This window comes from Roseateles sp. So40a (assembly GCF_048081605.1).
In the GTDB taxonomy this organism is placed as follows: domain Bacteria; phylum Pseudomonadota; class Gammaproteobacteria; order Burkholderiales; family Burkholderiaceae_C; genus Roseateles.
The window spans coordinates 4221238-4246668 of record NZ_CP182288.1; the positions used below are offsets into that span (position 1 = coordinate 4221238).

Here is a 25431-nt window from a genome sequence, read left to right on the forward strand (position 1 = left end):
GTCGCGGGGGCGCGGCGCTCACGCGCGTCGTTGCGCCGGACGTTGATCGCCCGCGCGCCGCGAAAGCGTCGCGTGCACGCTGCATCTTGAAAAGCCGCGGCCACGCGCGCATGTTCGGCGAATGGCCCTCCTCGTCCTGGCGCTGGTTGCCGCGTTGATCTGCTTCTGGCTGCTGAGCCAGCCCTGGCGTCAGGCCCGACGCCGCGCCGCGCTGCGCGCGCGGGCCTTCCCGGCCGCGTGGCGCGCAATCCTGCGCCGCAACGTGCCGCAGGTGGCGCGTCTGCCGACCGATCTGCAGCTGCGGCTGAAGCGGCACATGAATGTCTTCCTCGCCGAGAAATCCTTCATCGGCTGCGCCGGTCAGGTGATCACCGACGAGGTCCGCGTGACGATCGCGGCGTTGGCGTCGCTGCCGCTGCTGGGCCGCACGCGCGGCTATTACCCCAAACTGCACACGGTGCTGGTCTATCCCGGCGCGTTCATCGTCGACCGCGTGCGCCATCAGGGCCCGCTGCAGATGCAGGACCGCCAGGTCCTGAGCGGCGAATCCTGGGGCGAGGGTCAGGTGGTGCTGTCCTGGGACGACGTGCTGCGTGACGCCGCGCAACCGGAGCGCGGCCACAACGTCGCGGTGCACGAGTTCGCGCATCAGCTGGATCAGGTCAAGGGAATGGCCAACGGCGCGCCGTGGCTGGGCAGCCGCTCGCGCCAGGCGCGCTGGGCGACGGTGATGCAGCACAGCTTCGACCTGCTGCGCGCGCGGCTCGCCGAGGGCGAGCCCGATCCGCTGGGCGACTACGCGGCCACCGAGCCGGCGGAGTTCTTCGCGGTCGCGAGCGAACGTTTCTTCGGCCAGCCTTGGGCGCTGGCGCAGGCCCATCCCGCGCTGTACGCGGAACTGCGCCGGTATTACGAGGTGGACCCGATGCTCTGGTCCTGAGCGCGGACCCGCCTCAGAAGCCCATCTCGGCCAGCAGCGCGTCGACGTCGTCCTGTTGCAGCGCCTTGTCGGGCGTCTGCACGCCGGCGAGCTGCTCCTCGGCCGCGGCCGCCTGAGGCGGCTCGTGCGCGGCGAGCAACTGCTGCAGCGGCATCTCCGCCGGACGCAGCATGTTCAGCACCTTGTTGATCACCTGGCCCGAGAGGTCCTGGAAGTCCTGCGCCATCATGATCTCGGTCTGCAGGCCCTTGACGCGATCAGCGAATCCGGCCGCGCCCGCCGCGTAGGCCGCGCACAGCCGCATCATCGCGCGGGCCCGCTCGACGCTCAGGTCGGGCGCGGCGGCAAGCCGCTGCAGCGACTGCGACAGCTCATGGCCCTGACGGGCCACGGCCTGCGCGTCCTCCTGCGCCGATTCCACGATGCCCAGCACCTTGTTGGCGGCCTGGTCGGTCATGCGCTTGACGTAATCCAGGCGCTCGCAGGCGTCCGGCAGCTCCTGCGACAACTGGTGCAGGGCCTGATGTTCAGCGGCGGAAAGGGGTGTTGCGGGCTCTGACATGGCCCATAAATCTTAAATCTGCAACCGCTGTAACCATCGGAAAGGGGGGCGGGCACCCGTGCATTTTTGGGGGTGAACCCTGCATTTGAGTCGCTCCCGCGGCCAGTCGCGGGTAGCCTTCGTCCCGTCCGCTCGCGGTCCGTGCTTGCTGTTGTTGGTCTTTGGCAAAGCGATCCGTCACATGAACATGGCCACCACCCGTCCCTCTCCCGGTTACTCCCGCGCCCCGCAGCGCGCGGGCGACGGCGCGAGCTTCGCCGCCGCGCCACGCGCGCAGAGCGCCCCGCCGCCGTCGCCGCTGCGCGATGTCAGCGAGATCATGGTCGGCGTGGTGCTGATGCTGGGCGTGCTCGCGGCCTTGCTGCTGCTGACGCTGTACACGCGCGATTCCATGGCCGTCGGCAAGGCGCTGCAGGAGCAGGGTCAGGCGCGCGGGACCATGGTCTGCAAGGATGGGCGTATCGCGCGTGGGGATGGGTCCATTCCGGATCGCATCACCGAGGACGGCGTCTTCGTCTGCACCGACTGGCGCACGCTTCAGGCGATCGAGCAGGAAGAGGCTGAGCGCGGGATGCGCAAATACTGAGCGTTTGCTTTCTCCCCTCGCGGATGGGGCAGGTTTACTCCCCTCGCCCGCGGAGCGGGAGAGGGGTGGGGGTGAGGGCTCTGCGTAGGGCACCGTGCCCCGCCACGAGCCCTCACCCCGCCCTCTCCCGCTCCGCGGGCGAGGGGGAATACACGATCAGGACCAGAGGTCGAGCGGCGGCTCGTGCGTCATGCCGCGCAGCAGGTCGCTGCGCGAAAGAAAGCCGATCAGCTGGCCGTTGTCGGCGCTCACCGGCAAGCCGGGCAGTCCGAGGTCCAGCATCAGCTGCGCGGCCTCGCGCAGCGGGGTGTCGGATTGCGCCACCGGCACCGGCGTCCACATCACTTCGTCGACAGGCGCCGCCAGGCGGTGCGCGATCATCGTCATCTCGGTGATCTCATCCAGGTCGTCGGCCAGTCCGCGCGTCAGGTCACCGCGCGTGGCCAGGCCACGCACCTCGCCCATCGGACCCAGCACCGGCGCCTGCGCCACCCCGGCGCGCGACATCAGCCGCATCGCCGCGCGCAGCGGCGCGCCCGAGCGCACGCTGATCATCTTGCGGCTCATCAGCTGGTGGACCTGCGTCAGCGGCTGACGCGTGGTGTCGCCCGCATACGCGGCGAGCGCCTCCTGCGCGACATAGGCCGAGGCACCGCCCGCGACCCCGCCACCGATCGCGCCGCCACCGCCCTGCCCCACGCCCGCCAGCACGACGGTGGATGGCGTCAGATCGCCCTGGCGCGCCATCGGCGCGATCGCGCGCGTGCGCGCGACCGCCTGCACCGGCGCGAGGTCGCGCACCTGCTCGAGCCCGCCCGTCAGGATCTTCCCGGAAGTGCCGTACACGGAAAACATGCGCTCAGGATCTCACGCCGCAACGCCGATGCCCATTGAGGAGAACGCGGATCAGGGCACGGATCACGGGACCGTTCATGGCAAGGCTCACGGCACCGCTCAAGGCACGGCTCATGGAACGGGATAAGCCGTCTCGTACTTCACCTCGCGCAGCACGACGTTGCTGCGCACGCTGGCCACGCCCGGCACCTTGAACACCTTGCTCTGCAGGAACTGGTCATAGCCCTTCATGTCGGGCGCGACGATCTTCATCACGTAGTCCGCCTCGCCGGTGATCGCCTGGCATTCCACGATCTCGGGGCTGGCGGCGACCATCGCCTCGAAGGCCTCGACCGCGCCTTCGGTGTGACGCACGAGGCTCACATTGGCCAGCACGCAGATCGACAGCCCGAGCTGCTCCCGGTCCACCAGCGCCACGTGACGCCGGATCACGCCGCGCTCCTCCAGCTCCTTCACGCGCCGCCACACCGGTGTGGCCGACAGCCCGACCTGCTCGGCCAGTTGCTGCGTGCTCTGCCGCGCGTCCGCCTGGAGCGCCTCGAGGATCAGCCGCGTCGCGCGATCGAAACGTTCATTTCCCATATCGGCCCTTTCTGAGAATGGCGCTATCGATCCACGAACGGAACCGAGCGAACAAGGCAAGAAAGTGCGCATTGTCTCGGAAAGAATCTGCTCATTCATACATTCGAGCCGACCGGGGCGCCCTCAGGGTCCGCGGCCGGCTCTTCCCGTTGGGGGAGACAGCCATGACCCAAGCCAGTCTTGCCGCCGCGCCGGCACTGCGCCCGTATCAGCTCTCGGACAACCTCGCCGCCTTGTCCGGCCAGGTCTTCCTCACCGGCACCCAGGCGCTGGTGCGCCTGCTGCTGATGCAGAAGGCCCAGGACGAACGCCAGGGCCTGGACACCGCGGGCTTCGTCAGCGGTTATCGCGGCAGCCCGCTGGGCATGGTCGACCAGCAGCTGTGGAAGGCCAAGAAGTTCCTCGACAAGGCCGCGGTCAACTTCCTGCCCGCGATCAACGAGGACCTCGCCGCCACCGCCTGCCTGGGCGTGCAGCGCGTGGCGCTGGATCCCAAGCGCACCGTCGATGGCGTCTTCGCCATGTGGTACGGCAAGGGCCCGGGCGTGGACCGCTCCGGCGACGCGCTCAAGCACGGCAACGTCTACGGCACGGCCAAGGAAGGCGGCGTGCTGGTCGTCTGCGGCGACGACCACGGCTGCGTGTCCTCGTCCACGCCGCACCAGAGCGACCTCGCGCTGCAGGCCTGGTCCATGCCGCTGGTGCATCCGGGCAACGTCGCCGAGTACCTCGAGTTCGGTCTCTACGGCTGGGCGCTGTCGCGCTTCTCGGGCGCGTGGGTCGGCTTCAAGGCGATCTCCGAGGTCGTCGAGTCCGGCATGACCGTGGACCTGGATGCCGTGCCGCTGGACTTCGAGCAGCCCGTCGACCACACCCCGCCGACCAACCTCCACATCCGCTCCGTCGACCTGCCTTCGCTGGAGCTGGAATCGCGCCTCGCGCACAAGATCGACGCGGTGCTGGCCTTCGCCAAGGTCAACTCGATCGACAAGCACATCGTGGTGAGCCCGCGCGCGACGCTGGGCATCGTCACCGTGGGCAAGGCGCATTACGACTTCATGGAAGTGCTGCGCCGCCTGGACCTGGACCCCAACGCGCTGGCCGCGGCCGGCGTGCGCGTCTACAAGGTCGGCCTCGTCTACCCGCTCGAACCCACGCGCATCCGCGCGTTCGCGCACGGCCTGACCGACCTGCTGGTCATCGAGGAGAAGGCCCCCGTCGTCGAGCGCCAGATCAAGGAACTGCTGTACCACCTGCCCGACGCGCAACGTCCGCGCGTGGTCGGCAAGTCCGATGAACACGGCGCCGCGGTGCTGAGCGCGCTCGGCGAGCTGCGCCCGTCGCGCATCATGCCGACCGTCGCGGACTGGCTCGCGCGCCTGAATCCCGCGCTGGACCGCCGCCATCTGGTGGTGGACTTCCTCACGCCCTGCCTGCTGTCCAACAGCGCCGATGGGGTGCGCCGTCAGCCCTACTTCTGTTCCGGCTGCCCGCACAACACCTCGACCAAGCTGCCCGAGGGCTCGCGCGCGCTGGCCGGCATCGGCTGCCACTTCATGGCGAGCTGGATGGAACGCGGCACCTCCGGTCTGATCCAGATGGGCGCCGAGGGCGTGGACTGGGCCGCGCATTCGCGCTTCACCACCGAGAAGCATGTCTTCCAGAACCTGGGCGACGGCACCTACTACCACTCGGGTTATCTGGCGATCCGGCAGGCCATCGCGGCCAAGGCCAACATCACCTACAAGATCCTCTACAACGACGCGGTCGCGATGACCGGCGGCCAGCCGGTGGACGGCCAGACCTCGGTGCCGCAGATCGCGCGCCAGGTCGAGGCCGAGGGCGTGAAGCGCCTGGTCGTGGTCTCGGACGAGATCGGCAAGTACGACGGCCACCACGGCCTCTTCCCCGCCGGCACGACCTTCCACGACCGCAGCGAGCTCGACGCCGTGCAGCGCGAGCTGCGCGAGATCGCCGGCGTCACCGTGCTGATCTACGACCAGACCTGCGCCGCCGAGAAGCGCCGCCGCCGCAAGAAGGGCGAGTTCCCCGACCCCAACAAGCGCATCTTCATCAACGAGTCCGTCTGCGAGGGCTGCGGCGATTGCGGACAGGCGTCCAACTGCCTGTCCGTCGTGCCGGTGGAAACCGACTTCGGCCGCAAGCGCGCGATCGAGCAGAGCAGTTGCAACAAGGACTTCAGCTGCGTGAACGGCTTCTGCCCGAGCTTCGTCTCGGTGCACGGCGCCAAGCTCAAGAAGCGCGCCGGCGCGGGCTTCGGTCCGACCGATCTGGCGCGCGAGATCGCCGCCATCCAGCCGCCCGCGGCCTGGGCCTGGACCGGCCCGTTCGACATGCTGGTCACCGGCGTCGGCGGCACCGGCGTGGTCACGGTGGGCGCGCTCGTGACGATGGCCGCGCACCTGGAAGGCAAGCAGAGCTCGGTGCTGGACTTCATGGGCTTCGCGCAGAAGGGCGGCGCGGTGCTGTCCTTCGTGCGGGTCGCGCCGACGCAGGACCTGCTCAACCAGGTCCGCATCGACACGCAGCAGGCCGACGTGCTGCTGGCCTGCGACATGGTCGTGGGCGCCAGCGCCGACGCGCTCGCCACGGTGAAGGCCGGCCGCACCGTCATCCTGGCCAACACGCATGAGCTGCCCACCGCCGCATTCGTCCGCAACCCCGATGCGAGCCTGCAGGCGGATTCGCTGCTGGCCAAGATGCGTCACGCGGTCGGCGAGGGCACGGGGCTGCTCGCGAGCATCGACGCGCAGGACATCGCCCAGCGCCTGATGGGCGACACCATGCCCAGCAACATCGTGATGCTGGGCGCGTGCTGGCAGCGCGGGCTGGTGCCCGTGTCCTTCGACGCGCTGATGCGCGCGATCGAGCTCAACGGCGTCGCCGTCGAGAACAACAAGACCGCCTTCGCGCTGGGCCGCCTCGCGATCGCCGCGCCCGAGGCGCTGCGCCGCCTCGCGGGCGAGCAGGCTGGCTCGGCCGTGCAGTGGTTCAACTTCGACCAGCTCGATGACAAGGACGGTCAACCCGGCCTGGTCTCGCGCCGCAAGGCCTTCCTGACCGAGTACCAGGACGCCGCCTACGCGTCGCGCTACGAGGCGCTGGTGCAGCGCGTGCGCGCCGCCGAGCAGTCGCTGGGCGATGCCGGCAAGGGCCTGCGCCTGACCAAGGCCGTGGCGCGCTACTACGCCAAGCTGCTGGCGATCAAGGACGAGTACGAGGTCGCGCGCCTGTACACCGACGGCCAGTTCGAGGCCGCGCTCAAGGCGCAGTTCGAGGACTGGGACCACCTCAGCTTCCACATGGCGCCCCCGCTGATCTCCAAGCCCGGTGCCGATGGCCGCGCGAAGAAGGTCGAGCTGGGCTCGTGGACCTTCAAGGCGCTCAAGACGCTGGCGAAGTTCAAGGGCCTGCGCGGCGGCGTGCTCGACATCTTCGGCAAGACCGAGGAGCGTCGCATCGAACGCCAGCTGGTGCGCGATTACGAGGCGCTGGTCGATGAGCTGCTCGCGCACCTGAGCGCCGACAAGCTCGAGCTCGCGACCAAGCTCGCGCGGCTGCCCGAGGGCATCCGCGGCTACGGTCACGTGAAGCTCGCCAACGTCGCCACCGTGCGCGCCCAGTGGAAGGACCTGCTGGACCGCTTCCACGGCCGCGCGGTCGAGGCGCCGATCGCTGTCGTGCCGCTGACGAAGGCCCCCGAACGCGTGAAGGGCGTGGCTGAACTCTGACCTTTGGGGGCTCCGCGCCGTCTTGGACATTCGTCAAGGCGCGCGGCGCGCATCGCGGGGAAGCTTTGGTCCTTGTGCCACTTCCTCCGCCGCCCGGGCGCACCGCGGCGGTCACCGCCATGCCGACAATCCTCAGCTTCCAGGGCCTGCGCGCCGCGATCTACCTCAATGACCAGCGGCCCGCGCAGGTCCATGTCATGGGCTCTGGCGGCGAGGCCCGCTTCGAGCTCCATGCGCCCTCCCCCGATGCGCCGCGCGGGCGCGTCGCGCTGCGCGAGAGCCACTTCTTCTCCCATGCTCGGCTGTCGGGCATCGCCGCGGTGCTCGCCGCGCAGCTGCCGCGGCTGCTCGCGGACTGGAGGGCATTGCATGGCCGGCATTGACGACGAACCGCGCGCTGACGACGAACCCGGCGTAGAGGCCGCCATCGACGCGGAGATGTTCGAAGCCGCCGAGCGCGAGGGCACGATGCAGCGCTCGCTGATGCCCGCGGCGATCGCGGTGCGTTACGACGGCGTGACCGATCGCGTGCTGGTGGTGCTGGACACCGGCGTGGAACTCGCGTTCGCGCCCTGGCTGGTGCAGGGCCTGGGCGGCGCGGAGGCGGGCGACCTCGCGCAGGTCGCGATCTCGCCATCGGGCCTGGGATTGCATTTCCCGCTGCTCAACGCGGACGTCTACCTGCCGGGCGTGCTCGAAGGCGTGATGGGCACCCGGCGCTGGATGGCCGCGATGCGCCGTGCGGACCGCTACAACTGTGAAGTAGCGCAAAGGCCTCTGGACAGGCCCGACAGGGGGACGGCATGCTAGCTCCATGTCCGCTTCGACACATCGCCCCGAGACCGTGCCTGCCGCGCTCGCCGCGCCCCGGCTGCGCCGCCGCACGCTGCTGCTGAGCGCCACGGCTGGCGCGGCGCTGGCCGCCTGCGGCGGTCTGCCCTCCGCGCCCGACATCCCGATGGACGCCGCCCAGCGCCTGCGCGCCGCGGATCGCATCGGCTGGGGCGCGACGCAGGCGCAGCTCGCGGAGATCGAGCGCATGGGCTGGGGCCCTTATGTCGAACGCCAGCTCAAGCCCGACGTGAAGGCGGCGATGCCCGGTCCGGTCCAGGCCCGCATCGACGCGATGGGCATCACCCAGGGCGATGTCGCCGCGCGCGTGTGGGCCGCGGAGTCCTTCCGCCGCAACGGCGACAAGGGCGCGACCGAGGACGAACGCGCCGCGGCGCGCAAGGCCTATCAAGAAGCGCAGGGCCTCGCCGCGCGTGAGACCGGCGAGCGCCAGTTGCTGCGCGAGCTCTATGCGCAGCAACAGCTGCTCGAGCAGATGTCGTGGTTCTGGTTCAACCACTTCAACGTGCACCAGGGCAAGCGCGACATCCGCCTGATGCTGTCCGATTACCAGGACCGCGCGTTGCGGCCGCATGCGCTGGGGTCCTTCCGCGCGATGCTGGGCGCCGTCGCGCGGCATCCGGCGATGCTGCGCTACCTGGACAACGATCAGAACGCGGTGCGCGGGCTCAACGAGAACTACGCGCGCGAGCTGCTGGAGCTCCACACCATGGGCGTGGACGGCGGCTACACGCAGCGCGACGTGCAGGAGCTGGCGCGGGTGCTCACCGGTTTCGGCGTCCGCGTGGACCCCGACCCCGCGAAGGTCGCGCCGCGCTTCGAGGCGCTGTACCAGCGCGACGGCCTGTTCGAATTCCACCCCGGCCGCCACGACTTCGGCGACAAGCAGCTGCTGGGCCGCACGATCAAGGGCAGCGGTGCCAAGGAGCTCGACGAGGTGCTGGACCTGCTCGTGGCGCAGCCGGCGACGGCGCGTTTCGTGTGCCGCAAGCTCGCGGTGTTCTTCCTGAGCGACCAGCCGCCGCCCGAGCTCGTCGACGCGATGGCGTCGGCCTTCCTCAAGACCCGCGGCGACATCGCGGCCACGATGCGGCCAATGCTGTACTCGGCGGCTTTCACGTCGACCGACGCGCCCAAGTTCAAGGATCCGCACCGCTACCTGCTGTCCAGCCTGCGCGCCGGCTTCGAGCAGCGCGAGCTGGTCAACGCGCAGCCGCTGCAGAACTGGCTGCGCCGGCTCGGCCAGGGGCTTTTCGACAAGCAGACGCCCGACGGGTATCCGCTCACGGCCGACGCGTGGAACAGCCCCGGGCAGATGACGCTGCGCTTCGAGGTCGCGCGCCAGATCGGCACCGGCGCCGCCGCGCTCTATCGCCCCGAGGGCACGAACGGCCCGGTGCCGATGCCTGACCTGCAGCCGCTGCGCGCCCGGGTGGAGCCCACGCTGGCGCCGTCCACGCGCGGCGCGCTCGCGCAGACCACGTCGCCGCAGCAGTGGCTCACGCTGTGGCTGTCCAGCCCTGATTTCATGTACCGCTGACCATGCAACGACGACACCTCCTGCAAGCCCTCGCCGCGAGTCCTCTGGCGATCTCCGGCGCGCGGCTGTTCGCGGCCGGCGCGGAGCAGGCGTCCGGCAGATCGCCGACCCCGCCCATGACGCGACCGCGTTTCCTGCTCGTGTTCCTGCGCGGCGGTTATGACGCCACGAACCTGCTGATTCCGACCGGCAGCAGCTTCTATTACGAGCAGCGGCCGCGCATCGCGATCGCGCGGCCCTCGGCGAACGATCCGGCCTCGGCGCTGGCGCTCAACGCGGACTGGGGTCTGCATCCGGCGCTCAAGGCCAGCCTGTATCCGCTGGTGCAGGCGGGTCAGGCGCGTTTCCTGCCGTTCGCCGGCACCGAGGACCTCTCGCGCAGCCATTTCGAGACGCAGGACAGCATCGAGCTCGGCCAGCCGGTGGGCGGCTCGCGCGACTACAACTCCGGATTCCTGAACCGGCTCGCGGCGGAGCTCGACGCGCAGCAGGCGCTGTCCTTCACCGACCAGTTGCCGATCGCGTTCCGCGGACCGGTGCGCATCGCCAACGCGGGCTTGCGCGAGACGGCGCGTCCGGCGGTCGATGCGAAGAATCGCGCGCTGATCGCCAGCATGTATCAGGGCCAGGCGCTGGGCGCGACGGTCGAGGAAGGCTTGGCGCTGCGAGAGGAACTGGCGCGCGACCTGTCGCCCGACAAGATGAAGGCCATGACCGATGCCGCCGGGCGCAACGCGATTCCGGCCAAGGGCTTCGAGCTGGAGGCACGGCGCATCGCGACGCTGATGCGCGGGCGATTCAGCCTGGGGTTCATCGATGTGGGCGGCTGGGACACGCACGTGAACCAGGGCGGCGCGACCGGCCAATTGGCCAACCGCTTCGAGGAACTGGGCCGCGGACTGGCGGCGATCGCCGATGAACTGGGGCCGGAAGTCTGGCGCGAGACCACGGTGATGGTGATCAGCGAGTTTGGCCGGACCTTCCGCGAGAACGGCAACCGCGGCACCGACCACGGGCATGGGAGCGTGTACTGGCTGCTGGGCGGCGGACTGGCCAGCGGCGGTCCGGTGGCCGGCGACCAGATCGCGTTGACGGCCAAGTCGCTGTTCCAGAACCGGGACTATCCGGTGCTGAACGACTACCGTGCGGTGCTGGGCGGGCTCTGGCAACGGCAGTTCGGCCTCTCGAACGCCGCGCTCGCGCGCGTGTTCCCCGACGTGCAACCCAAAGACCTGCGGCTGGTCTGAAGACCCCTCACCCCCCGCCCTCTCCCGCTTCGCGGGCGAGGGGGCCTCAGGGCCTCTCTCCGCGAAAGCCCCTCGCCCGCGAAGCGGGAGAGGGGTTGGGGTGAGGGCTCTGGGCAGGGCACGAAGCCGAAGGCGCAAGACCCCAGCCGTTGCAAGCGCTTGCACGGCAGGGCTTGCAGATGCGAGCAATTCTCATCTAGGATCGACGCAAACGAGAAGACTCCGGCGGGATCCGACCCCGCGACCAATGCAAATTGCAGGGAGGCCGCGCCGCGATCCGATCGGCATCGTTGGCGGCTCGGCCTCCTTTTCTTTTGGTCCGCGCCCATCCGGCCCCGCCGCTTTTCGTTTCCCCCGCCACAGCAAGCGTTCCTGCCAGCCCGTGTCCGCCGGACTTCCCGGTTCACACCCGTTCGTCAGGAGCCGCTCATGCCTTCGCTTCCGTCCCGCCTGCCGCTGTCACCGGCCGGGTCCGTGCCGGCCCTCCCTCCGTCGGGGGACGCCCGCCCCGCTCCGATGGCGGGCGACGGGGGATGCGCCGCGGCCGATCATCCCGGCGTCGAGTGCCTGCGCTGGATGGCCTTGAAGATCAGCTGCGGACTGGCCCCGGATGACCCGGGCCTGCTGCGCCAGCACCAGCTGGCGCTGGAGCAGCTCGTCGAGGCCGGCGTGCTGGCGCCGATTCCCGCCCAGGAGCAGGCCCTCCGATTGCTGTACGGCACGGCGCACAACACGCTGCTACCCTGGCATTGGCGATGTGCCTGCCTGGATCAGCTCAACCGGCCGCTCGCGGCGCTGCACCGGCTGGCTCACGCCCATGGCGATGACGCGCTCGTCGCGCGACTGCAGCGCTTCCATTGGCGCCTGACCCGCCGCCCTCTTCAGGATTGACCAGGAACGAAGGATCCCCGATGACCAAGGCCACCCGCATCGAACGCGACTCCATGGGCGATGTCGCCGTGCCCGTCGACGCGCTGTACGGCGCGCAGACCCAGCGTGCCGTCGAGAACTTCGCCATCAGCCGCCAGCCGATGCCCGAGCGTTTCGTGCGCGCGCTGGTGCTGCAGAAGGCCGCCGCGGCGCGCGCCAACATCGCGCTGGAGCAACTGCCTGCCGACATCGGCCAGGCCATCGACCGCGCGGCCACGCAGCTGCTGCAGGACCCGGCGCTGATGAACCACTTCCCGGTGGAGATCTTCCAGACCGGATCGGGCACCAGCTCCAACATGAACGCCAACGAGGTGATCGCCACGCTGGCCACGCGGCTCATCGGCACCGGCGCGGCCAACCCGCTGTCGGTCAGCCCCAACGACCACGTCAACGCGGGCCAGAGCAGCAATGACTCCATCCCCACCGTGCTGCACATCAGCGCGGCGCAGGCGCTGCAGGGCGAGCTGCTGCCGGCGCTGGACCTGCTGGTGCAGACGCTGCAGGACAAGATCGGCAGCGACGGGCATCACGTCAAGACCGGCCGCACCCACCTGATGGACGCGATGCCGCTGCGCCTGGGCCAGGAGCTGGGCGGCTGGTGCGCGCAGATCGACGCGCGACGCGCGCAGCTGCGCGCGCTGTTGCCTTGCGTGTGCGAGCTCGCGCAGGGCGGCACGGCGGTGGGCACCGGCATCAACGCGCACCCGGACTTCGCGCGGCGCTTCTGCGAGGAGCTCTCCACGGCCACCGGCCTGAGCTTCCGGCCGGCGCCGGACTTCTTCGCCGCGCTGTCGGCGCAGGACACGGCGGTGGCGCTCTCGGGCGCGCTCAAGGGCCTGGCGGTGGCGCTGATGAAGATCGCCAACGACCTGCGATGGATGAACTCGGGGCCGCTCGCGGGTCTGGCCGAGATCGAGCTGCATGCGCTGCAGCCGGGCTCGTCGATCATGCCGGGCAAGGTCAATCCGGTGATCCCGGAGGCGGTCACGATGGTGTGCGCGCAGGTGATCGGCCATGACGCGGCGATCACGATCGCGGGGCAGTCGGGCAACTTCCAGCTGAACGTGATGCTGCCGCTGATCGCGACCAACCTGCTGGACAGCCTGGCGCTGCTGGCGGCGGCCTCGAAGGCGCTGGCCGAGCAGGCGATCCGCGACTTCAAGGTCAACACCGACGGCCTGCAGCACGCGCTGGCGCGCAATCCGATCCTGGTGACCGCGCTGAACCGCGAGATCGGTTATCTGAAGGCCGCCGCGATCGCCAAGCGCGCGTATGCGGAGAAGCGCCCCATCCTCGACGTGGCCGAGGAGATGACCGACTTCGACCGCGCGACGCTGCAGCAGATGCTGGATCCAGCGAAGCTGACTGATGGCGGCCTCTGATCCTCACGCGATCCATCCCGCGCTGGCTCGCCGTCATCGGCTGCGCCAGCTGCTCGGGTTCGCGATCCTGCTCGCGGGGGCGGCGGTGCTGCTGCATCAGTGCTGGTCGTGGATCCGGCCCGAGGCCGGTGTCGGCCACGGATCGGTGATCGGGCTGGCGTTGCAGGCGGGTCTGCTCGCGGCGGCGGCGACGGCCTTCGGCACGCTGCCCGCGCTGGGCACGCGCAGCCTGTCGGCGAGGGGGCAGGACGCGCTGATGGGATTCGGCGCCGGCGTGATGCTGGCGGCGTGTTCGTTCTCGCTGATCATCCCGGGCCTGGCCGCGGCGCGCGAGCATGCGACGCCGACGGCCGCGGCGATGCAGGTCGCGCTGGCGGTGCTGCTGGGCGCGTGGGCGCTGATGGCGATGGACCGCTGGCTGCCGCATGAACACTTCATCAAGGGCCGCGAGGGCATGGACCCGACCCGGCTGCGGCGCACGACGCTGTTCGTGATCGCGGTCACGCTGCACAACCTGCCCGAGGGCTTGGCGATCGGCGTGGCCTTCGCGGCGAATGATCCGGTGGCGGCGGCCAGCCTGAGCCTGGCCATCGCGATCCAGGATCTGCCCGAGGGTTTCGTCATCGCGGTGGCGTTGATGTCGGTGGGGTACTCGCGGCGCAAGGCGCTGCTGCTGGGCGCGGCGTCGGGGCTCGTGGAGCCGGTGGGCGCGGTGCTCGGCGCGTGGGTGGTGTCGGCGTGGCCGCTGCTGCTGCCGTGGGGGCTGGGGTTCGCGGCGGGCGCGATGCTCTTCGTCATCAGCCACGAGATCATTCCCGAGTCGCATCGCAAGGGGCATGAGCGCTGGGCCACGCAAGGGCTGATGCTCGGCTTCGCGCTGATGATGGTGCTCGACACGGCGCTGGGCTGACGCACGGCCACGGCCGCTGGCCCTCACCCCTACCTCGCCCGCAAGCGGGCGAGGGGGAACCCGAGGGCGCGTGCAAAGCATCACGAGTCCCCGTCCAGGCCGATTCCGTCGATTTACAACTCGCCGCGCGCGGGCGGCAACCCGTCACGCTGATCGCGATGGCGCGCGTCGGCGACCGCGCACAAGCGGCGCTCGGCCCTTCACCATCGGTGCTCTGCCCTTCCAACCGCAGGACCCGAGCCGTGATGAAGAAGTTCTCCGCCGCGCTGTGCGCGATCGCCGCCGCGATCCCCCTGTTCTCGACGACCGCCTCGGCCGCCGGCCTCACGTCGCTGGAACTGCGTTGGATCTCGGGCATGACGCCGGTGCTGCAACACGCCAAGGCGCAAGGCATGCCGGTGGATGTCGTGGTGCAGCCGCAGGATGCGCCGGAGGCCTCGCCGCTGGCGCTGGGATTCAAGGACGGCCGCTGCAAGCTGGTGCTCAGCCTGCGCGGCAACCCCGAAGGCGAGGCCGCCACCGCGCGCCTGCCCGTGGGTCTCGAGGACAGCGCGCTCGAATTGATGGCCGCGCATGAACTCGGCCACTGCCGTCGCTACCTCGAAGGCGCGTGGTTCCACTTGCCGGCGGGGTTCTCCGCCGCACAGGCACCGGACGGTTTGAGCCCGGATCTGCAGCGGGCCTACCTGTCGATGAAGTCGACCCGCCGCGAGGAGGGTTACGGCGACCTGGTGGCGCTGAGCTGGGCGGCGCAACGGCACGCGGGGCAGTACGCCGCGCTGCACGCGTGGCTGGTCAGCGAGCGCAGCCGGGACCTGCTGCCGGGCAGCCACCACGACACGCTGGCCTGGATCAAGCTGGCCCGCGATCCGCAGGCGCTGGGAAGCGCCCCGTCGATGTTCGAGGCTGCGTTGCCGGTGTGGCAGCGTGGATTGAATATCGACGAAGAGTGAGATATTGGGATCAACCTACTCATTCGAGTAGGTTTTACGATTATCTTCGAATCATTTGAGTGGATACACCCGCCGAGATTTGTTAAGCAAATCTCCCAGGTTTCCACGCGCTGAATTCATTCCTAGACTGACTCCCATTCCTCGATGAATCCCGAAAGGGATAAATCAGGGATTCGGAGTGCCGACCGGTTTCGGCTCGTCTACCAGGAATGGATATGCAACTGCTCACTGAACAGGAAATTGATCTCGTCTCCGGAGGAGAGGTCGGCGCGACTGGCATGGGGGATGACTGGCATTACACGGGGGATCCGGCCAAGGAACCCAAAGACGACTCTTGGGGGCGCTGGATCAAGTGCATGAACCAAGACGTTCAGGCTTGCCTCGACATTTTCTGGACCGCTGCGGGCAAATAAGCAATGAGCCGCCCTCTCTCTCAATGCGGAGGGCGGCTCGATTGCACCAATCGCCATGAAAACATTCATTCGTCTCGGATTGGCCGCGCTGACCTTGGCGGTCGCGAATTCGGCACATTCCGTTGAATCCCGATCCACCCCTGAAAATACATCAGCGCTTTATGTCGCGGGGGATTCTCTCGTCATCAGAAGCACGGCGTTGATTCATCAGACAGTCGATGAAGTCATCGAGAAGCTCGATGCTGACCCCAATATTCGGAAGCTCTGGCTGATCGATGTGCCTGGTGGGTTCTCGATCCCAGGCGCCCGGCTCGCGTGGCGCGCGCAGGAACTGGATGTGATCGTGGGTGGAGGCTGCTACTCCGCGTGCGCAGACGTCGCGCTGGCGGCTCGCTCCTTGCGGGTCTCGCCTCGTCAAGGACGAATGACCGCCGCGATCGTCGTCCACGGGACCTTCGGCATGGACGGCACCTGGAGTTCGAACGGCCTCCACGATCTCGCCCGTTACGCCGCTCGCCTCGATCCGATCAAGCAGGCCGACATCGAGGAGGCGCTCCGTTACCCCTATCCGGTCGCTGCCGGTCTGTTCATCTTCACGGACGGGTCGGTACCCCAAGCCCAGGGAAAGACCACCTTGCTGTGCTCGCACTTCCCTCGCAAGTGCAGAGACCTGGATGTCACGCTGGAACAGTTGCACATCTCGACCACGGACGAGCCAGTGCCACCGCCACCCACCGAGGACACCCGCCAGGCACCCTCGTCGTGATGCCCGCCAGCATCGCGGCGGCGAGCACCCCCATCACCAGCGGCATCGACGCGGACGCGCCCTTCCCCACGGCGGCGCGCGGCCGTCCCGACAGCACATGCATCTTCTCTCCCTGATCGGATCGATGGTCTTCTTGAAGGCGACGCCGCGTCAGCGGACGTCGAAGGTCACCAGCATCGGCCGGTTGGACAGCGCGCTGCGCTCCACCATCAGCGTCAGCGTGCCGTTGGCCGACATCGCCAACGCGCCGCCCGCGCCATACCGCCACACCGCCTGGTGCGTGCCCAGATCGATGGCGAGGGTCTGCCGATCGGTCGAGACGAACAGGTGCTGGTTCGTCAGCACCATCTGGCGCTGGAAGTAGCTGTCGCCCGCGTCCATCGGCCACGACCACAGCAGGCTGCCGTTGGCGATGCTGCGCGCCTCGATGGTCTTGTTTTCCTGGTTGGACGCGTAGACCACGCCGTTGTTGCCGACCGGCAGGTCCATGTAGCGGCCCGACTGCGTCCAGCGCGTCTGTCCGCCGGCCAGATCGACGACGCTCCATTGGTTGTCGCGGCCCTCGCCGGGGCGCAGGTCGCGATTCGTGATGACCGTCGCGGTGCTCGCGTCCAGCAGCACCGGGTGCTGGTTGAGGGGCGTGCTGAACAGCACCACCGGCGACTTGCCCGGCGTGACGATGTCGACGTTGCGCGTACCGTCGCCCAGCGCGAAAGCGCGCAACCGGTCGCCCGCGTTGACGTGGACCCGCCCGTTGCCGACCGTCACGCCCCAGCGGATGAGCCCGGCGAGGTTCAGCGGCGGGTTGTAGGCCTGCGCGGTCCAGCGCACCGTGCCCAGGCTGTCCAGCCCGCGCGCGCTCAGCGTCAGGCCGTTCAGATCCGGCGTGATCAGGGTGTCGCCGCTCAGCGCCCAGGTGTCGCCCATGTCGATGGTGTCCACCGACTGCTGCGCGCGCACGGCGCCATCGGCGCGCGCGACCGTCGAGATCGCCGAGGTCTTGCCGTCGTTGGAAGCCGCGCCCGCGATCAGCAGGCGATCGCCTGAGGCCAGCGCCCGGTTGGGCGTGCCCGGCAGCGCGGCGCTCCACACGCGTTGGCCATCGGTCTCGGACAGCACGGTGACCGTGTCGGTCGCGGTGCCGTCCTCCAGCCGCAGCCCCGGGAGCACGACCTGACCCTGAGACAGCAGCACGTTGGCCGCCGGATAGTTCTGCGACAGGAAGGTGCGCGACCAGCGCGGCTGGATCTTGCTGGGGTCCACCGTCACCGCGATGAAGCCGTTGCGCGAAGGCGTGCCGCCGGGCCCTGCCCAGTCCACCGCCCCGCTGACTGCCTGCAGCGGCCGCGCGACGGAGTCCGCCGTGACGGTCAAGCGATAGCTGAAGCTGACCGAGCGGCGCTCACCCGGTGGCAGCGCGTTGCTCAGGGGGTCCTGGCCGAAGGCGATCGTGCCGCTGTAGGTGCCGGCCTTGAGTCCCGTGGTGAAACCCACGCTCACCAGCCACCGCCCGTCGGCCTGCAGATCGCGGTAGACGTGATCCACGGCCTTGTTGTTGGCCACCGCGGGGCGCTCTTCCCAGCCGGGACGGTAGTCGGTGGTCAGGCCGTTGATCGGGGTGGCGTACAGCTTGACGTCGGCGCAGGTGGTCGCCGGCGCCGCGTCGCAGCTGACGCTGGACTGGCTCAGCGCGTACATGTCCTTGGGCGAGTCCTCGAAGGGACTGCCGCCGCAGCCGCTCAGGACCAGGCCCGTTCCACCCGTCAGCACCGCCAGCATGGCGGCGCGCCACGCGGCATCGCGCCGCGCTTGCATCGTTCGCATGTGTTCTCTCTCCCTGAATGGCCCGAGGGAGGTCACGTGCATGCGTGCCAGGTTGTGCCTCGAGCCGCGCGCAGGCTAGCAGCGAGCGGCTGCGCGCGGAACCCACCCGAGGTGGGAACCGAGGGAAAGTCCCGAGGGTTGCGAGGGTCCTGACGCTCAGACCAGCGCGCGGCCGATCAGGATCTTCTGCACCTCGGACGTGCCTTCATAGATCTGCGTCACGCGCACGTCACGATAGATGCGCTCCACGGGGAAGTCGCTCACGTAGCCGTAACCGCCATGGATCTGGATCGCGGCGGAGCACACGCGCTCGGCCATCTCGCTGGCGAAGAGCTTGGCCATCGCCGCTTCCTTCAGGCAGGGCTGGCCGGCGTCCTTGAGCGACGCCGCATGCCAGATCAGCTGGCGCGCGGCCTCGATCTGCGTGGCCATGTCGGCGAGTTTGTGCTGCATGGCCTGGTGCTCGAAGATCGGCACGCCGAAGGCCACGCGTTCCTTGCTGTAACGCAGCGCCGCCTCGAAGGCCGCGCGCGCCATGCCCACCGACTGCGACGCGATCCCGATGCGTCCGCCTTCCAGGCCCGACAGCGCGATCTTCAGGCCCTGCCCTTCCTCGCCCAGCCGGTTGGCAGCGGGCACGCGGCAGTTCTCGAACAGGATCTGCGCCGTGTCGCTGGCGTGCTGGCCCATCTTGTCCTCGATGCGCGCCACGACGTAACCCGGCGTGGCCGTCGGCACCAGGAAGGCCGAGATGCCCTTCTTGCCGGCGGCCTTGTCGGTCACCGCCATCACGATGGCGACGTCGCCGTTCTTGCCGCTGGTGATGAATTGCTTCACCCCATTGATGACGTAATCGTCGCCCTCGCGGACCGCGGTCGTCTTCAGGCCGCCGGCCTCGGAGCCCACATGCGGCTCGGTCAGGCAGAACGCGCCGAGCATGTCGCCCCGCGCCAGCGGCTTGAGGAAGCGCTCCTTCTGGTCCTCGTTGCCGAAGGCCATCAGGATGGAGCACACCGGGCAGTTGTTGACGCTGACCACCGTGGAGGTCGCGCCGTCACCGGCGCCGATCTCCTCCAGGATGATGGCCAGGGCCAGGTAGTCCAGGCCCGCGCCGTCGTACTCGGTGGGCACGGCCACGCCGTAGCAGCCCAGCGCGGCCAGGCCTTTCAGCTGCTCGGCCGGGAAGTGGTGGGACTTGTCCCATTCGGCGGCCTTGGGCGCGATCTGGTCTTGCACGTAGGCACGGACAGCGTCCTGCACGGCGCGGTGGTCTTCGGAGAGCAGCATGGTCAGCTTCGGGTCGGAGCGGGCCCCGTGCGGGACCCAGGGGTGGTGTCGGCGCTCGTGACGCCGGGGGGAATGGGGTAATGCAGCGTGGACTGTCTGGACACGGGCTCCCACAGGCGCGCGGCGATGCGGTCGCCGTCGAGCGAGAGCCGCTCGCGCAGGCGCGCGTCCATCGGTTGCGCGGCGAGCCACTCGGCGCGGCGGTCGGGCGCGATCTCGCCAGCGGCCAGCGCCAGGCGCGCGGCTTCGTTGAGCAGCAGCAGCGAGGCCTGCTTGCGGGCGTAGACCTGATAGTTCGGTGCCGAGATTCCCACCAGCAAGCGTCCGACGGAATTGCGCCACGCCAGCGCGTCCCAGAAGTCTTCCGTCGTCGAGTCCGGATACCAGTCGAGCATCTCCAGCGGTCCGCCGGGGGCAAGTTGGAGCGCCCGCAGCCATTGCTCGTCCATCAGGTGGCTCGTGGCGTTGGGCATGGACCAGAGCGCCGTGCCACAACGCATCGGCGTCGCGGGCGGCTTAAAGGCGATCACCGCCGGATCGGCCACTGCATCGTCGATGCAGGCCATCTCCCGGATCGACTCCCGACCGAACTGCGCCTCCGTGCGGATCCAGGCGGAGGCATCCAGCGCCCGGGGCGACAGCGGCGGCAGCAGCGCTCGCAGCGCGGGCGCGGAGGCCGGCTCGAGCGCGGCCAGATCGGTGAGGATCCGCCAGTGGCTCCGCGCCATCGCGCCGGCGACCTGCACCCCGATCAGGGTGCGCGTGCCATCGAGCATCGCGCCCGTCAGCGCGCTGGCTTGGCTGAGGCGCGCCAGCATCGCGGCGCGATCGCCTGACGCCGCCGCGAGCGCGGCCCGCAGCTGCAACCAGCGCAGGCAACTGACCGCGGGCGCCATGGGCAGGACCATCGCGCGGCTCGTGTAGCCGTCGCCGACCGTGCGCAAGTCCGCACGCCGCGTGGGCAGCGGCTCCTCGATCGCCATGCCAGGCCGCGCCAGCGCCTCGCAGCGATGACCGATCTCGGCGTGCGCGTCGGCCAGCGCACGCAGACACGCGGCCTCGCGCATCCACGACGCGGCGCAGGCCTGCGTCTGCGTGTCACAGTGCCAGGTCTTGCCGACCGGCTGGCCATCGGTGCCCGCGGGACCCTCGTCTGGCGATGGCCAGCGCCGCGGGTCGGCAGGTTGTTCCAACTGGCCCGCTTCGACCTCGGCCCAGCGCTTCAGACCCTGCGCGTGCGCGTCATCGCCTGGCAGCGACAGGCCGATCAACGCGAACATCGCGTTGCGGTCCGCGGGCACGCTGCTCGGCGGCACGCGCAGCGCCTCGGGCACGGGCCGCGGTGCGTCGTCGGTGTAGCGGTTGTTGAACGCGGCCCACGCCGCCGCGAGCGTGACGACGCCAAGCAGCAAGCCGCCCAGTACCTTCAGACTCACTCGCGCCCAACGCTTCATCGTTCCTGCCCTCAGGGCCTCCGTACTGCCACCGCCTCTGGCCCTCACCCCTGCCCTCTCCCGCAAGCGGGAGAGGGAGTCGGGAGACCGCGGACCATCTACTCCTGCGCGAGGGGAGTTCTCACCAGGGCAGCGGGCTGCCGTCGTAGTTGAAGAACGCGCCGTTGTCGCCCGGACGCAGGCCGTCGAGCACCGCGCGCAGGCTCGACGCGCTGGTCGCGACGTCGATGTCGGCCTCCTGGCCGCCCATGTCCGTCTTCACCCAGCCCGGATGCAGGCTCACGCAGGTCGCGCGGCCTTCCAGCGACAGCGACAAATCCTTCATCACCGAGTTCACCGCCGCCTTCGACGCCCGGTACACCCAGCCCGCCGAGTTCGCGCGCAGCGACATCGACCCCATCCGCGAGGACAGGATGCCGATGCGCGCGTCCGGCGCCAGCGCGTCCAGCAGCTGCGGCAGCACCCGCATCGGACCCAGCACGTTCGTGTGCATCACGGCGTCGAAGTCCGCCTGGCTCGGCGGCTGCAGGCCGATCGTCTTGGGCCCGTACACGCCCGCCACGTACATCACGCGGTTGAACTGATGCCCGTCGAGCTGCCAGGCCAGACCCGCGATGCTGATCATGTCCGACACATCGAGCTTGATCGCCGTCGCGCCCAGCGTGCGCAGCTTCTCCACGCTGGCGTCGTCGCGCGCCGTGGCCACGACCGTGTCGCCGCGCTCACGGTGCTGCTTCACCAGCTCCAGCCCGATGCCCCGCGAGGCGCCAATGATGAGGACTTGCGTCATCGCGTCCTCAGATCAGCTCGACGCCGACCGCCGTGGCCTCGCCACCGCCGATGCACAGCGCGGCCACGCCGCGCTTGAGGCCGCGGTGCTTCAGCGCGCCCAGCAGCGTGACCAGGATGCGCGCGCCCGAGGCGCCGATCGGATGGCCCAGCGCCACCGCGCCGCCGTTGACGTTGACGATCTCGTGCGGCAGCTTGAACTCGGCCATCGCGGCCATCGTGACCGCGGCGAAAGCCTCGTTGACCTCCCACAGATCCACGCTCTTCGCATCCCACTGGTTCTTGGCCAGCAGCTTCTGGATCGCGCCCACCGGTGCGGTCGTGAACCACTCCGGCGCGTTGGCGTGCACCGCCGTGCCGACGATGCGCGCCACCGGCTTCACGCCCAGCTTGTTGGCGGTCGATTCACGCATCAGCACCATCGCGGCGGCGCCGTCGGAGATCGACGACGAGGTCGCCGCCGTGATCGAGCCGTCCTTCTTGAACGCGGGCTTGAGCGTCGGGATCTTGTCCAGCTTGGCCTTGAACGGCTGCTCGTCGCGCGAGATCACGGTGTCACCGCCCTTGCCGGCGATCGTCACCGGCGCGATCTCCCACGCGAAGCTGCCGTCCTCGTTGGCGCGCTTGCTGCGCTCGGTCGAGGCGATCGCGAACTGGTCCTGCGCTTCGCGCGTGAACGCGTACTTGTCCACGCACTGCTCGGCGAAGACGCCCATGGCCTTGCCGCGCTCGTACGCGTCTTCCAGGCCGTCCAGCGCCATGTGGTCGTACATCTGCGCCGCGCCGTACTTCACGCCCTTGCGCGCGAACATCAGGTGCGGCGCGTTGGTCATGGACTCCATGCCGCCGGCGATCAGGATGTCGGCGCTCTCGGCCTTCAGCGTGTCGTGCGCGAACATGACCGCGCGCATGCCCGCGCCGCACATCTTGGACAGCGTGACCGCGCCCACCGATTGCGGCAGACCGGCCTTGAGCACCGCCTGGCGCGCCGGCGCCTGGCCCTGGCCCGCCATCAGGCAGTTGCCGAGGAAGGTCTCCTCGATCGCGTCGGCCGGCACACCGGCGCGCTCGACGGCCGCCTTGATCGCAACGGCGCCCAGCTCCCAGGCGGCCAGACCGGCGAAGTCGCCCAGCAGGCCGCCGATCGGCGTGCGGGCGGCGGAAACGATGACGATGGAATCGGACATGGGGGTCTCCTTCAAAGAAATCAGGGCATGCCGTCGGGCGTCGACGGCGATCAGTGGATCGGAAGCTCGCGGTCCTGGGGCTCCGGCGCCTTCAGGGCCGGCGCCACGTCGCGGACGTGGAAGCGCTTGTGCGGGTCATACGGGAAGACATCCTCCACATGACCCGCCAGGATGCGCTCCTTGTGGGTCTGCCAGAACGCCGCATCGAGCAGGTCGGCGTGATGCGCCATGAAGACATCGCGCACGCCGGGATGGCCGAGCAGGAACGGGCCGAAGGTCTCCGGGAAGACGTCGAGCTTGTTGACGTGGTACCAGACCTCGCCCGACAGCTCCTCTTCCTCGTTGCGCGGCGTGGGCACCTTGCGGAAGTTGCAGTCGGTCAGGTATTCGATCTCGTCGTAGTCGTAGAAGACGACCTTGCCATGACGCGTCACGCCGAAGTTCTTCCACAACATGTCGCCGGGGAAGATGTTGGCCGCCACCAGGTCCTTGATCGCGTTGCCGTACTCCACCACCGCGTGCGCGAGCTGCGCCGGCGACGCCTCCTGCAGGTAGATGTTGAGCGGCACCATGCGGCGCTCGATGTACAGGTGCTTGATGACGAGGTCGTCGCCCGTCTCTTCCAGCAGCGACGGGCAGAAATGCCGCAGCTCGGCCACGAGCTCGTCCTCGAAGCGATGGCGCGGGAAGGCCACGCGCGTGTACTCCAACGTGTCGGCCATGCGGCCCACGCGGTCGTGCTGCTTCACGAGCAGGTACTTGGACTGGATCTGCTCCCGGGTCGTGTCCTTCTGCGGCGGGTAGAAGTCCTTGATGACCTTGAAGACGAACGGGTACGAGGGCAGGTCGAACACCAGCATCACCATGCCCTTGATGCCGGGCGCGATGCGGAACTTGTCGCTGCTGTGGCGCAGGTGATTGAGGAAGTCCCGGTAGAAGAGGTTCTTGCCCTGTTTCTGCAGCCCCAGCGTCGCGTAGATCTCCGAGCGCGGCTTGCGCGGCATCAGCGAGCGCAGGAACTGCACGTAGGCGCTCGGAACCTCCATGTCGACGAGGAAGTACGCGCGCGCGAAGCTGAACAGCATCTGCAGCTCGTCCTCGCCGAACAGCGCGGCATCGATGTAGAGCTGTCGCTCGCCCGTCGCGTCGATCGCGTCGCTCGCGCCGTCGGCCTGTTCCTTGTGCAGGATGGGCAGCGCGAACGGCGTCTCGGTGAAGCCGTTGACGATCTTGCCGACGATGTACGCGCCCTTGTTGCGGAAGAACAGCGAGGACAGCACCTGCACCTGGAAGTTGGTGCGCCAGCGGAAGGCGCCCAGCTCCTCGCCCACGGCCTTGAGCACGAGGTCGATGTCGCGACCGAGGTCCTCGAACTCCAGCGCGAGCTGGAAGTTCCAGACGATGCGCATGAAGGTGTCGCGCAGCGTGTCCTGCGAGGGGTAGTAGCAACGGTAGGTCGGCTGCGCGGCGGGCTCCTCGTTCTCGATGAACTCGGTGGAGATGGCCGGCCGCACGAAGATGAATTCGTTGTGGAAGTAGCTGTGGTGCAGGATGCGCGTCGTGACCGAGTTGAAGAAGGTCTCGGCGAGCTCGGGCCGCAGATGCCGCGTCAGCAGCCCGATGTAGTGCAGCTTGACCTGCTGCCAGACCTCGCTGGGCAGCGCGCTCGTCTTGAAGCGCTGTTCCAGCTGCGCGACCGCCTCGTCCACGCGCAGGTCGTAGAACTCGATGCGTTCGCGCTGCGCGCGCTGCTGACCGTGCCAGTCCGCCCGCTCGAAGCGTTGCTTGGCGGTGGCCGAGGCCTCGCGGAAGAGCCGGTAGTGCTTGTCGAACCCGTCGAGCATCGCCTGCGCGATCTCGAAGGCGCGCGGATCGTTGAGCTCGTGCGGGAACATGGCGCCGCGCGGGCTCAGCCGCCCTTGGCCGCGTCGTAGCGGCGGTGCAGCGCCTCGAGCGCGCGGCGGTAGGCGGGAGCGACGTCCTCGTGGCTCGCCGCGGTCACGCTCAGGTCCTTCAGCAGGCCGTTGTGCAGCCCGTAGACCCAGCCGTGCACCGCCACCGACTGGCCGCGCGACCAGGCATCCTGGACGACGGTCGTCTGGCAGGCGTTGCGGGCCTGTTCCAGCACGTTGAGCTCGCACAGCGCGTTGACGCGCTGGTCCTCAGGCAGCTGGTCCAGCCAGTCCTGATGGTGATTGCGCACGTCCTGGACATGGCGCAGCCAGTTGTCGACCAGGCCCACGCGCAGGTCCTGCAGCGCGGCGCGCACGCCGCCGCAATTGCTGTGGCCCACGATGATGATGTGCCGCACCTGGAGCTGGTCCACGGCGAACTGCATGACGGACAGGCAGTTCAGGTCCGAATGGACTACGACGTTGGCGACGTTGCGATGGACGAAGAGCTCGCCGGGCAGCAGGTCCACGAGCTCATTGGCCGGGACGCGGCTGTCGGCGCAGCCGATCCAGAGGTATTGCGGGGTCTGCTGCTTCAGCAGGCGCGAGAAGAAACCGGGCGAGTCCTGTTCGGTCTCGGCGGCCCAGCGCTTGTTGTTGTCCAGCAGGTCTTGCAGTTCGTTCGTCGTGCTCATGGGCGGGGATTGTCGCGGTTACGGGGCCGGGCG

23 protein-coding genes are annotated in these 25431 nt (G+C 69.1%); 13 read left to right on the top strand and 10 right to left on the bottom strand.

The window, feature by feature from the left end:
* Positions 1–121 precede the first annotated feature (121 nt).
* Positions 122–940, top strand: a complete 819-nt coding sequence (locus ACNI65_RS19175) for a zinc-dependent peptidase (RefSeq protein ID WP_416758710.1) — start codon at positions 122–124, stop codon at positions 938–940.
* Between the two features lie 13 nt (positions 941–953).
* Here ACNI65_RS19175 and ACNI65_RS19180 read toward each other — a convergent pair whose 3' ends face one another.
* The gene (locus tag ACNI65_RS19180) at positions 954–1502 is read right to left on the bottom strand and encodes a protein phosphatase CheZ (protein ID WP_416758711.1); all 549 of its coding nucleotides are present in this window, start codon (positions 1500–1502) and stop codon (positions 954–956) included.
* Between the two features lie 181 nt (positions 1503–1683).
* Here ACNI65_RS19180 and ACNI65_RS19185 point away from each other — a divergent pair, with 181 nt between their 5' ends.
* Positions 1684–2088 (top strand): hypothetical protein, encoded by a 405-nt coding sequence (locus ACNI65_RS19185; protein ID WP_416758712.1) that lies wholly within the window; start codon positions 1684–1686, stop codon positions 2086–2088.
* Positions 2089–2244: 156 nt separating this feature from the next.
* On the opposite strand, the gene ACNI65_RS19190 is transcribed toward ACNI65_RS19185, so the two are convergent.
* Positions 2245–2943: an HPP family protein gene (locus tag ACNI65_RS19190; RefSeq protein ID WP_416758713.1), complete on the bottom strand. Its 699-nt coding sequence runs from the start codon at positions 2941–2943 to the stop codon at positions 2245–2247.
* A 111-nt stretch (positions 2944–3054) separates the two neighbouring features.
* Entirely contained in the window at positions 3055–3525 is a 471-nt protein-coding gene (locus ACNI65_RS19195; RefSeq protein ID WP_416758714.1) for an Lrp/AsnC family transcriptional regulator, read from the bottom strand.
* Positions 3526–3689: 164 nt separating this feature from the next.
* On the opposite strand from ACNI65_RS19195, the gene ACNI65_RS19200 reads away from it, so the two are divergent.
* The 11 genes from ACNI65_RS19200 to ACNI65_RS19250 all read left to right on the top strand — a co-directional run bounded on the left by ACNI65_RS19200 (position 3690) and on the right by ACNI65_RS19250 (position 16270).
* A complete protein-coding gene (locus ACNI65_RS19200; RefSeq protein ID WP_416758716.1) occupies positions 3690–7277 on the top strand; it encodes an indolepyruvate ferredoxin oxidoreductase family protein in 3588 nt (1195 codons plus the stop codon).
* 119 nt (positions 7278–7396) lie between these two features.
* Positions 7397–7660, top strand: coding sequence for a DUF4160 domain-containing protein (locus ACNI65_RS19205; RefSeq protein WP_416758717.1), 264 nt, complete (start codon positions 7397–7399; stop codon positions 7658–7660).
* Positions 7647–8087, top strand: coding sequence for a DUF2442 domain-containing protein (locus ACNI65_RS19210; protein ID WP_416758718.1), 441 nt, complete (start codon positions 7647–7649; stop codon positions 8085–8087). The genes ACNI65_RS19205 and ACNI65_RS19210 overlap by 14 nt, the downstream gene beginning before the upstream one ends.
* Before the next feature lie 4 nt (positions 8088–8091).
* Positions 8092–9669: a DUF1800 domain-containing protein gene (locus ACNI65_RS19215; protein WP_416758719.1), complete on the top strand. Its 1578-nt coding sequence runs from the start codon at positions 8092–8094 to the stop codon at positions 9667–9669.
* Between the two features lie 2 nt (positions 9670–9671).
* The gene (locus ACNI65_RS19220) at positions 9672–10916 is read left to right on the top strand and encodes a DUF1501 domain-containing protein (protein WP_416758721.1); all 1245 of its coding nucleotides are present in this window, start codon (positions 9672–9674) and stop codon (positions 10914–10916) included.
* A 429-nt stretch (positions 10917–11345) separates the two neighbouring features.
* Entirely contained in the window at positions 11346–11807 is a 462-nt protein-coding gene (locus ACNI65_RS19225) for a hypothetical protein (protein ID WP_416758722.1), read from the top strand.
* A gap of 20 nt (positions 11808–11827) precedes the next feature.
* Positions 11828–13228: a class II fumarate hydratase gene (locus tag ACNI65_RS19230; protein WP_416758724.1), complete on the top strand. Its 1401-nt coding sequence runs from the start codon at positions 11828–11830 to the stop codon at positions 13226–13228.
* Positions 13215–14138, top strand: a complete 924-nt coding sequence (locus ACNI65_RS19235; protein ID WP_416758725.1) for a ZIP family metal transporter — start codon at positions 13215–13217, stop codon at positions 14136–14138. The genes ACNI65_RS19230 and ACNI65_RS19235 overlap by 14 nt, the downstream gene beginning before the upstream one ends.
* Positions 14139–14383: 245 nt before the next feature.
* Positions 14384–15091 carry a hypothetical protein gene (locus ACNI65_RS19240; protein ID WP_416758726.1) on the top strand — a complete coding sequence of 236 codons (708 nt, stop codon included), beginning with the start codon at positions 14384–14386 and terminating at the stop codon, positions 15089–15091.
* 215 nt (positions 15092–15306) lie between these two features.
* The gene (locus ACNI65_RS19245) at positions 15307–15504 is read left to right on the top strand and encodes a hypothetical protein (protein WP_416758727.1); all 198 of its coding nucleotides are present in this window, start codon (positions 15307–15309) and stop codon (positions 15502–15504) included.
* A 55-nt stretch (positions 15505–15559) separates the two neighbouring features.
* Complete coding sequence (locus ACNI65_RS19250; RefSeq protein WP_416758729.1) at positions 15560–16270, top strand: hypothetical protein; 711 nt, start codon at positions 15560–15562, stop codon at positions 16268–16270.
* 150 nt (positions 16271–16420) lie between these two features.
* On the opposite strand, the gene ACNI65_RS19255 is transcribed toward ACNI65_RS19250, so the two are convergent.
* The 7 genes from ACNI65_RS19255 to can form a co-directional block, all read right to left on the bottom strand.
* Positions 16421–18094: a PQQ-binding-like beta-propeller repeat protein gene (locus tag ACNI65_RS19255; protein WP_416758730.1), complete on the bottom strand. Its 1674-nt coding sequence runs from the start codon at positions 18092–18094 to the stop codon at positions 16421–16423.
* A gap of 156 nt (positions 18095–18250) precedes the next feature.
* On the bottom strand, positions 18251–19381 hold the full coding sequence (locus tag ACNI65_RS19260) for an acyl-CoA dehydrogenase family protein (protein WP_416758731.1): 1131 nt from the start codon (positions 19379–19381) through the stop codon (positions 18251–18253).
* A 2-nt stretch (positions 19382–19383) separates the two neighbouring features.
* On the bottom strand, positions 19384–20817 hold the full coding sequence (locus tag ACNI65_RS19265; RefSeq protein ID WP_416758732.1) for a hypothetical protein: 1434 nt from the start codon (positions 20815–20817) through the stop codon (positions 19384–19386).
* A gap of 139 nt (positions 20818–20956) precedes the next feature.
* Positions 20957–21625 (bottom strand): SDR family oxidoreductase, encoded by a 669-nt coding sequence (locus tag ACNI65_RS19270; RefSeq protein WP_416758733.1) that lies wholly within the window; start codon positions 21623–21625, stop codon positions 20957–20959.
* Positions 21626–21632: 7 nt separating this feature from the next.
* Complete coding sequence (locus ACNI65_RS19275) at positions 21633–22811, bottom strand: acetyl-CoA C-acyltransferase (protein WP_416758735.1); 1179 nt, start codon at positions 22809–22811, stop codon at positions 21633–21635.
* A gap of 50 nt (positions 22812–22861) precedes the next feature.
* Positions 22862–24706: a bifunctional isocitrate dehydrogenase kinase/phosphatase gene (aceK, locus tag ACNI65_RS19280; RefSeq protein ID WP_416758736.1), complete on the bottom strand. Its 1845-nt coding sequence runs from the start codon at positions 24704–24706 to the stop codon at positions 22862–22864.
* Between the two features lie 14 nt (positions 24707–24720).
* On the bottom strand, positions 24721–25398 hold the full coding sequence (gene can, locus ACNI65_RS19285; protein ID WP_416758737.1) for a carbonate dehydratase: 678 nt from the start codon (positions 25396–25398) through the stop codon (positions 24721–24723).
* Positions 25399–25431 lie beyond the last annotated feature (33 nt).

Bases quoted from the DNA above. Each gene is read 5' to 3' on its own strand.
- ACNI65_RS19175 (WP_416758710.1), top strand. From the start codon at position 122: ATGGCCCTCCTCGTCCTGGCGCTGGTTGCCGCGTTGATCTGCTTCTGG.
- ACNI65_RS19180 (WP_416758711.1), bottom strand. From the start codon at position 1,502: ATGTCAGAGCCCGCAACACCCCTTTCCGCCGCTGAACATCAGGCCCTG.
- ACNI65_RS19185 (WP_416758712.1), top strand. From the start codon at position 1,684: ATGAACATGGCCACCACCCGTCCCTCTCCCGGTTACTCCCGCGCCCCG.
- ACNI65_RS19190 (WP_416758713.1), bottom strand. From the start codon at position 2,943: ATGTTTTCCGTGTACGGCACTTCCGGGAAGATCCTGACGGGCGGGCTC.
- ACNI65_RS19195 (WP_416758714.1), bottom strand. From the start codon at position 3,525: ATGGGAAATGAACGTTTCGATCGCGCGACGCGGCTGATCCTCGAGGCG.
- ACNI65_RS19200 (WP_416758716.1), top strand. From the start codon at position 3,690: ATGACCCAAGCCAGTCTTGCCGCCGCGCCGGCACTGCGCCCGTATCAG.
- ACNI65_RS19205 (WP_416758717.1), top strand. From the start codon at position 7,397: ATGCCGACAATCCTCAGCTTCCAGGGCCTGCGCGCCGCGATCTACCTC.
- ACNI65_RS19210 (WP_416758718.1), top strand. From the start codon at position 7,647: ATGGCCGGCATTGACGACGAACCGCGCGCTGACGACGAACCCGGCGTA.
- ACNI65_RS19215 (WP_416758719.1), top strand. From the start codon at position 8,092: ATGTCCGCTTCGACACATCGCCCCGAGACCGTGCCTGCCGCGCTCGCC.
- ACNI65_RS19220 (WP_416758721.1), top strand. From the start codon at position 9,672: ATGCAACGACGACACCTCCTGCAAGCCCTCGCCGCGAGTCCTCTGGCG.
- ACNI65_RS19225 (WP_416758722.1), top strand. From the start codon at position 11,346: ATGCCTTCGCTTCCGTCCCGCCTGCCGCTGTCACCGGCCGGGTCCGTG.
- ACNI65_RS19230 (WP_416758724.1), top strand. From the start codon at position 11,828: ATGACCAAGGCCACCCGCATCGAACGCGACTCCATGGGCGATGTCGCC.
- ACNI65_RS19235 (WP_416758725.1), top strand. From the start codon at position 13,215: ATGGCGGCCTCTGATCCTCACGCGATCCATCCCGCGCTGGCTCGCCGT.
- ACNI65_RS19240 (WP_416758726.1), top strand. From the start codon at position 14,384: ATGAAGAAGTTCTCCGCCGCGCTGTGCGCGATCGCCGCCGCGATCCCC.
- ACNI65_RS19245 (WP_416758727.1), top strand. From the start codon at position 15,307: ATGCAACTGCTCACTGAACAGGAAATTGATCTCGTCTCCGGAGGAGAG.
- ACNI65_RS19250 (WP_416758729.1), top strand. From the start codon at position 15,560: ATGAAAACATTCATTCGTCTCGGATTGGCCGCGCTGACCTTGGCGGTC.
- ACNI65_RS19255 (WP_416758730.1), bottom strand. From the start codon at position 18,094: ATGCGAACGATGCAAGCGCGGCGCGATGCCGCGTGGCGCGCCGCCATG.
- ACNI65_RS19260 (WP_416758731.1), bottom strand. From the start codon at position 19,381: ATGCTGCTCTCCGAAGACCACCGCGCCGTGCAGGACGCTGTCCGTGCC.
- ACNI65_RS19270 (WP_416758733.1), bottom strand. From the start codon at position 21,625: ATGACGCAAGTCCTCATCATTGGCGCCTCGCGGGGCATCGGGCTGGAG.
- ACNI65_RS19275 (WP_416758735.1), bottom strand. From the start codon at position 22,811: ATGTCCGATTCCATCGTCATCGTTTCCGCCGCCCGCACGCCGATCGGC.
- aceK (WP_416758736.1), bottom strand. From the start codon at position 24,706: ATGTTCCCGCACGAGCTCAACGATCCGCGCGCCTTCGAGATCGCGCAG.
- can (WP_416758737.1), bottom strand. From the start codon at position 25,398: ATGAGCACGACGAACGAACTGCAAGACCTGCTGGACAACAACAAGCGC.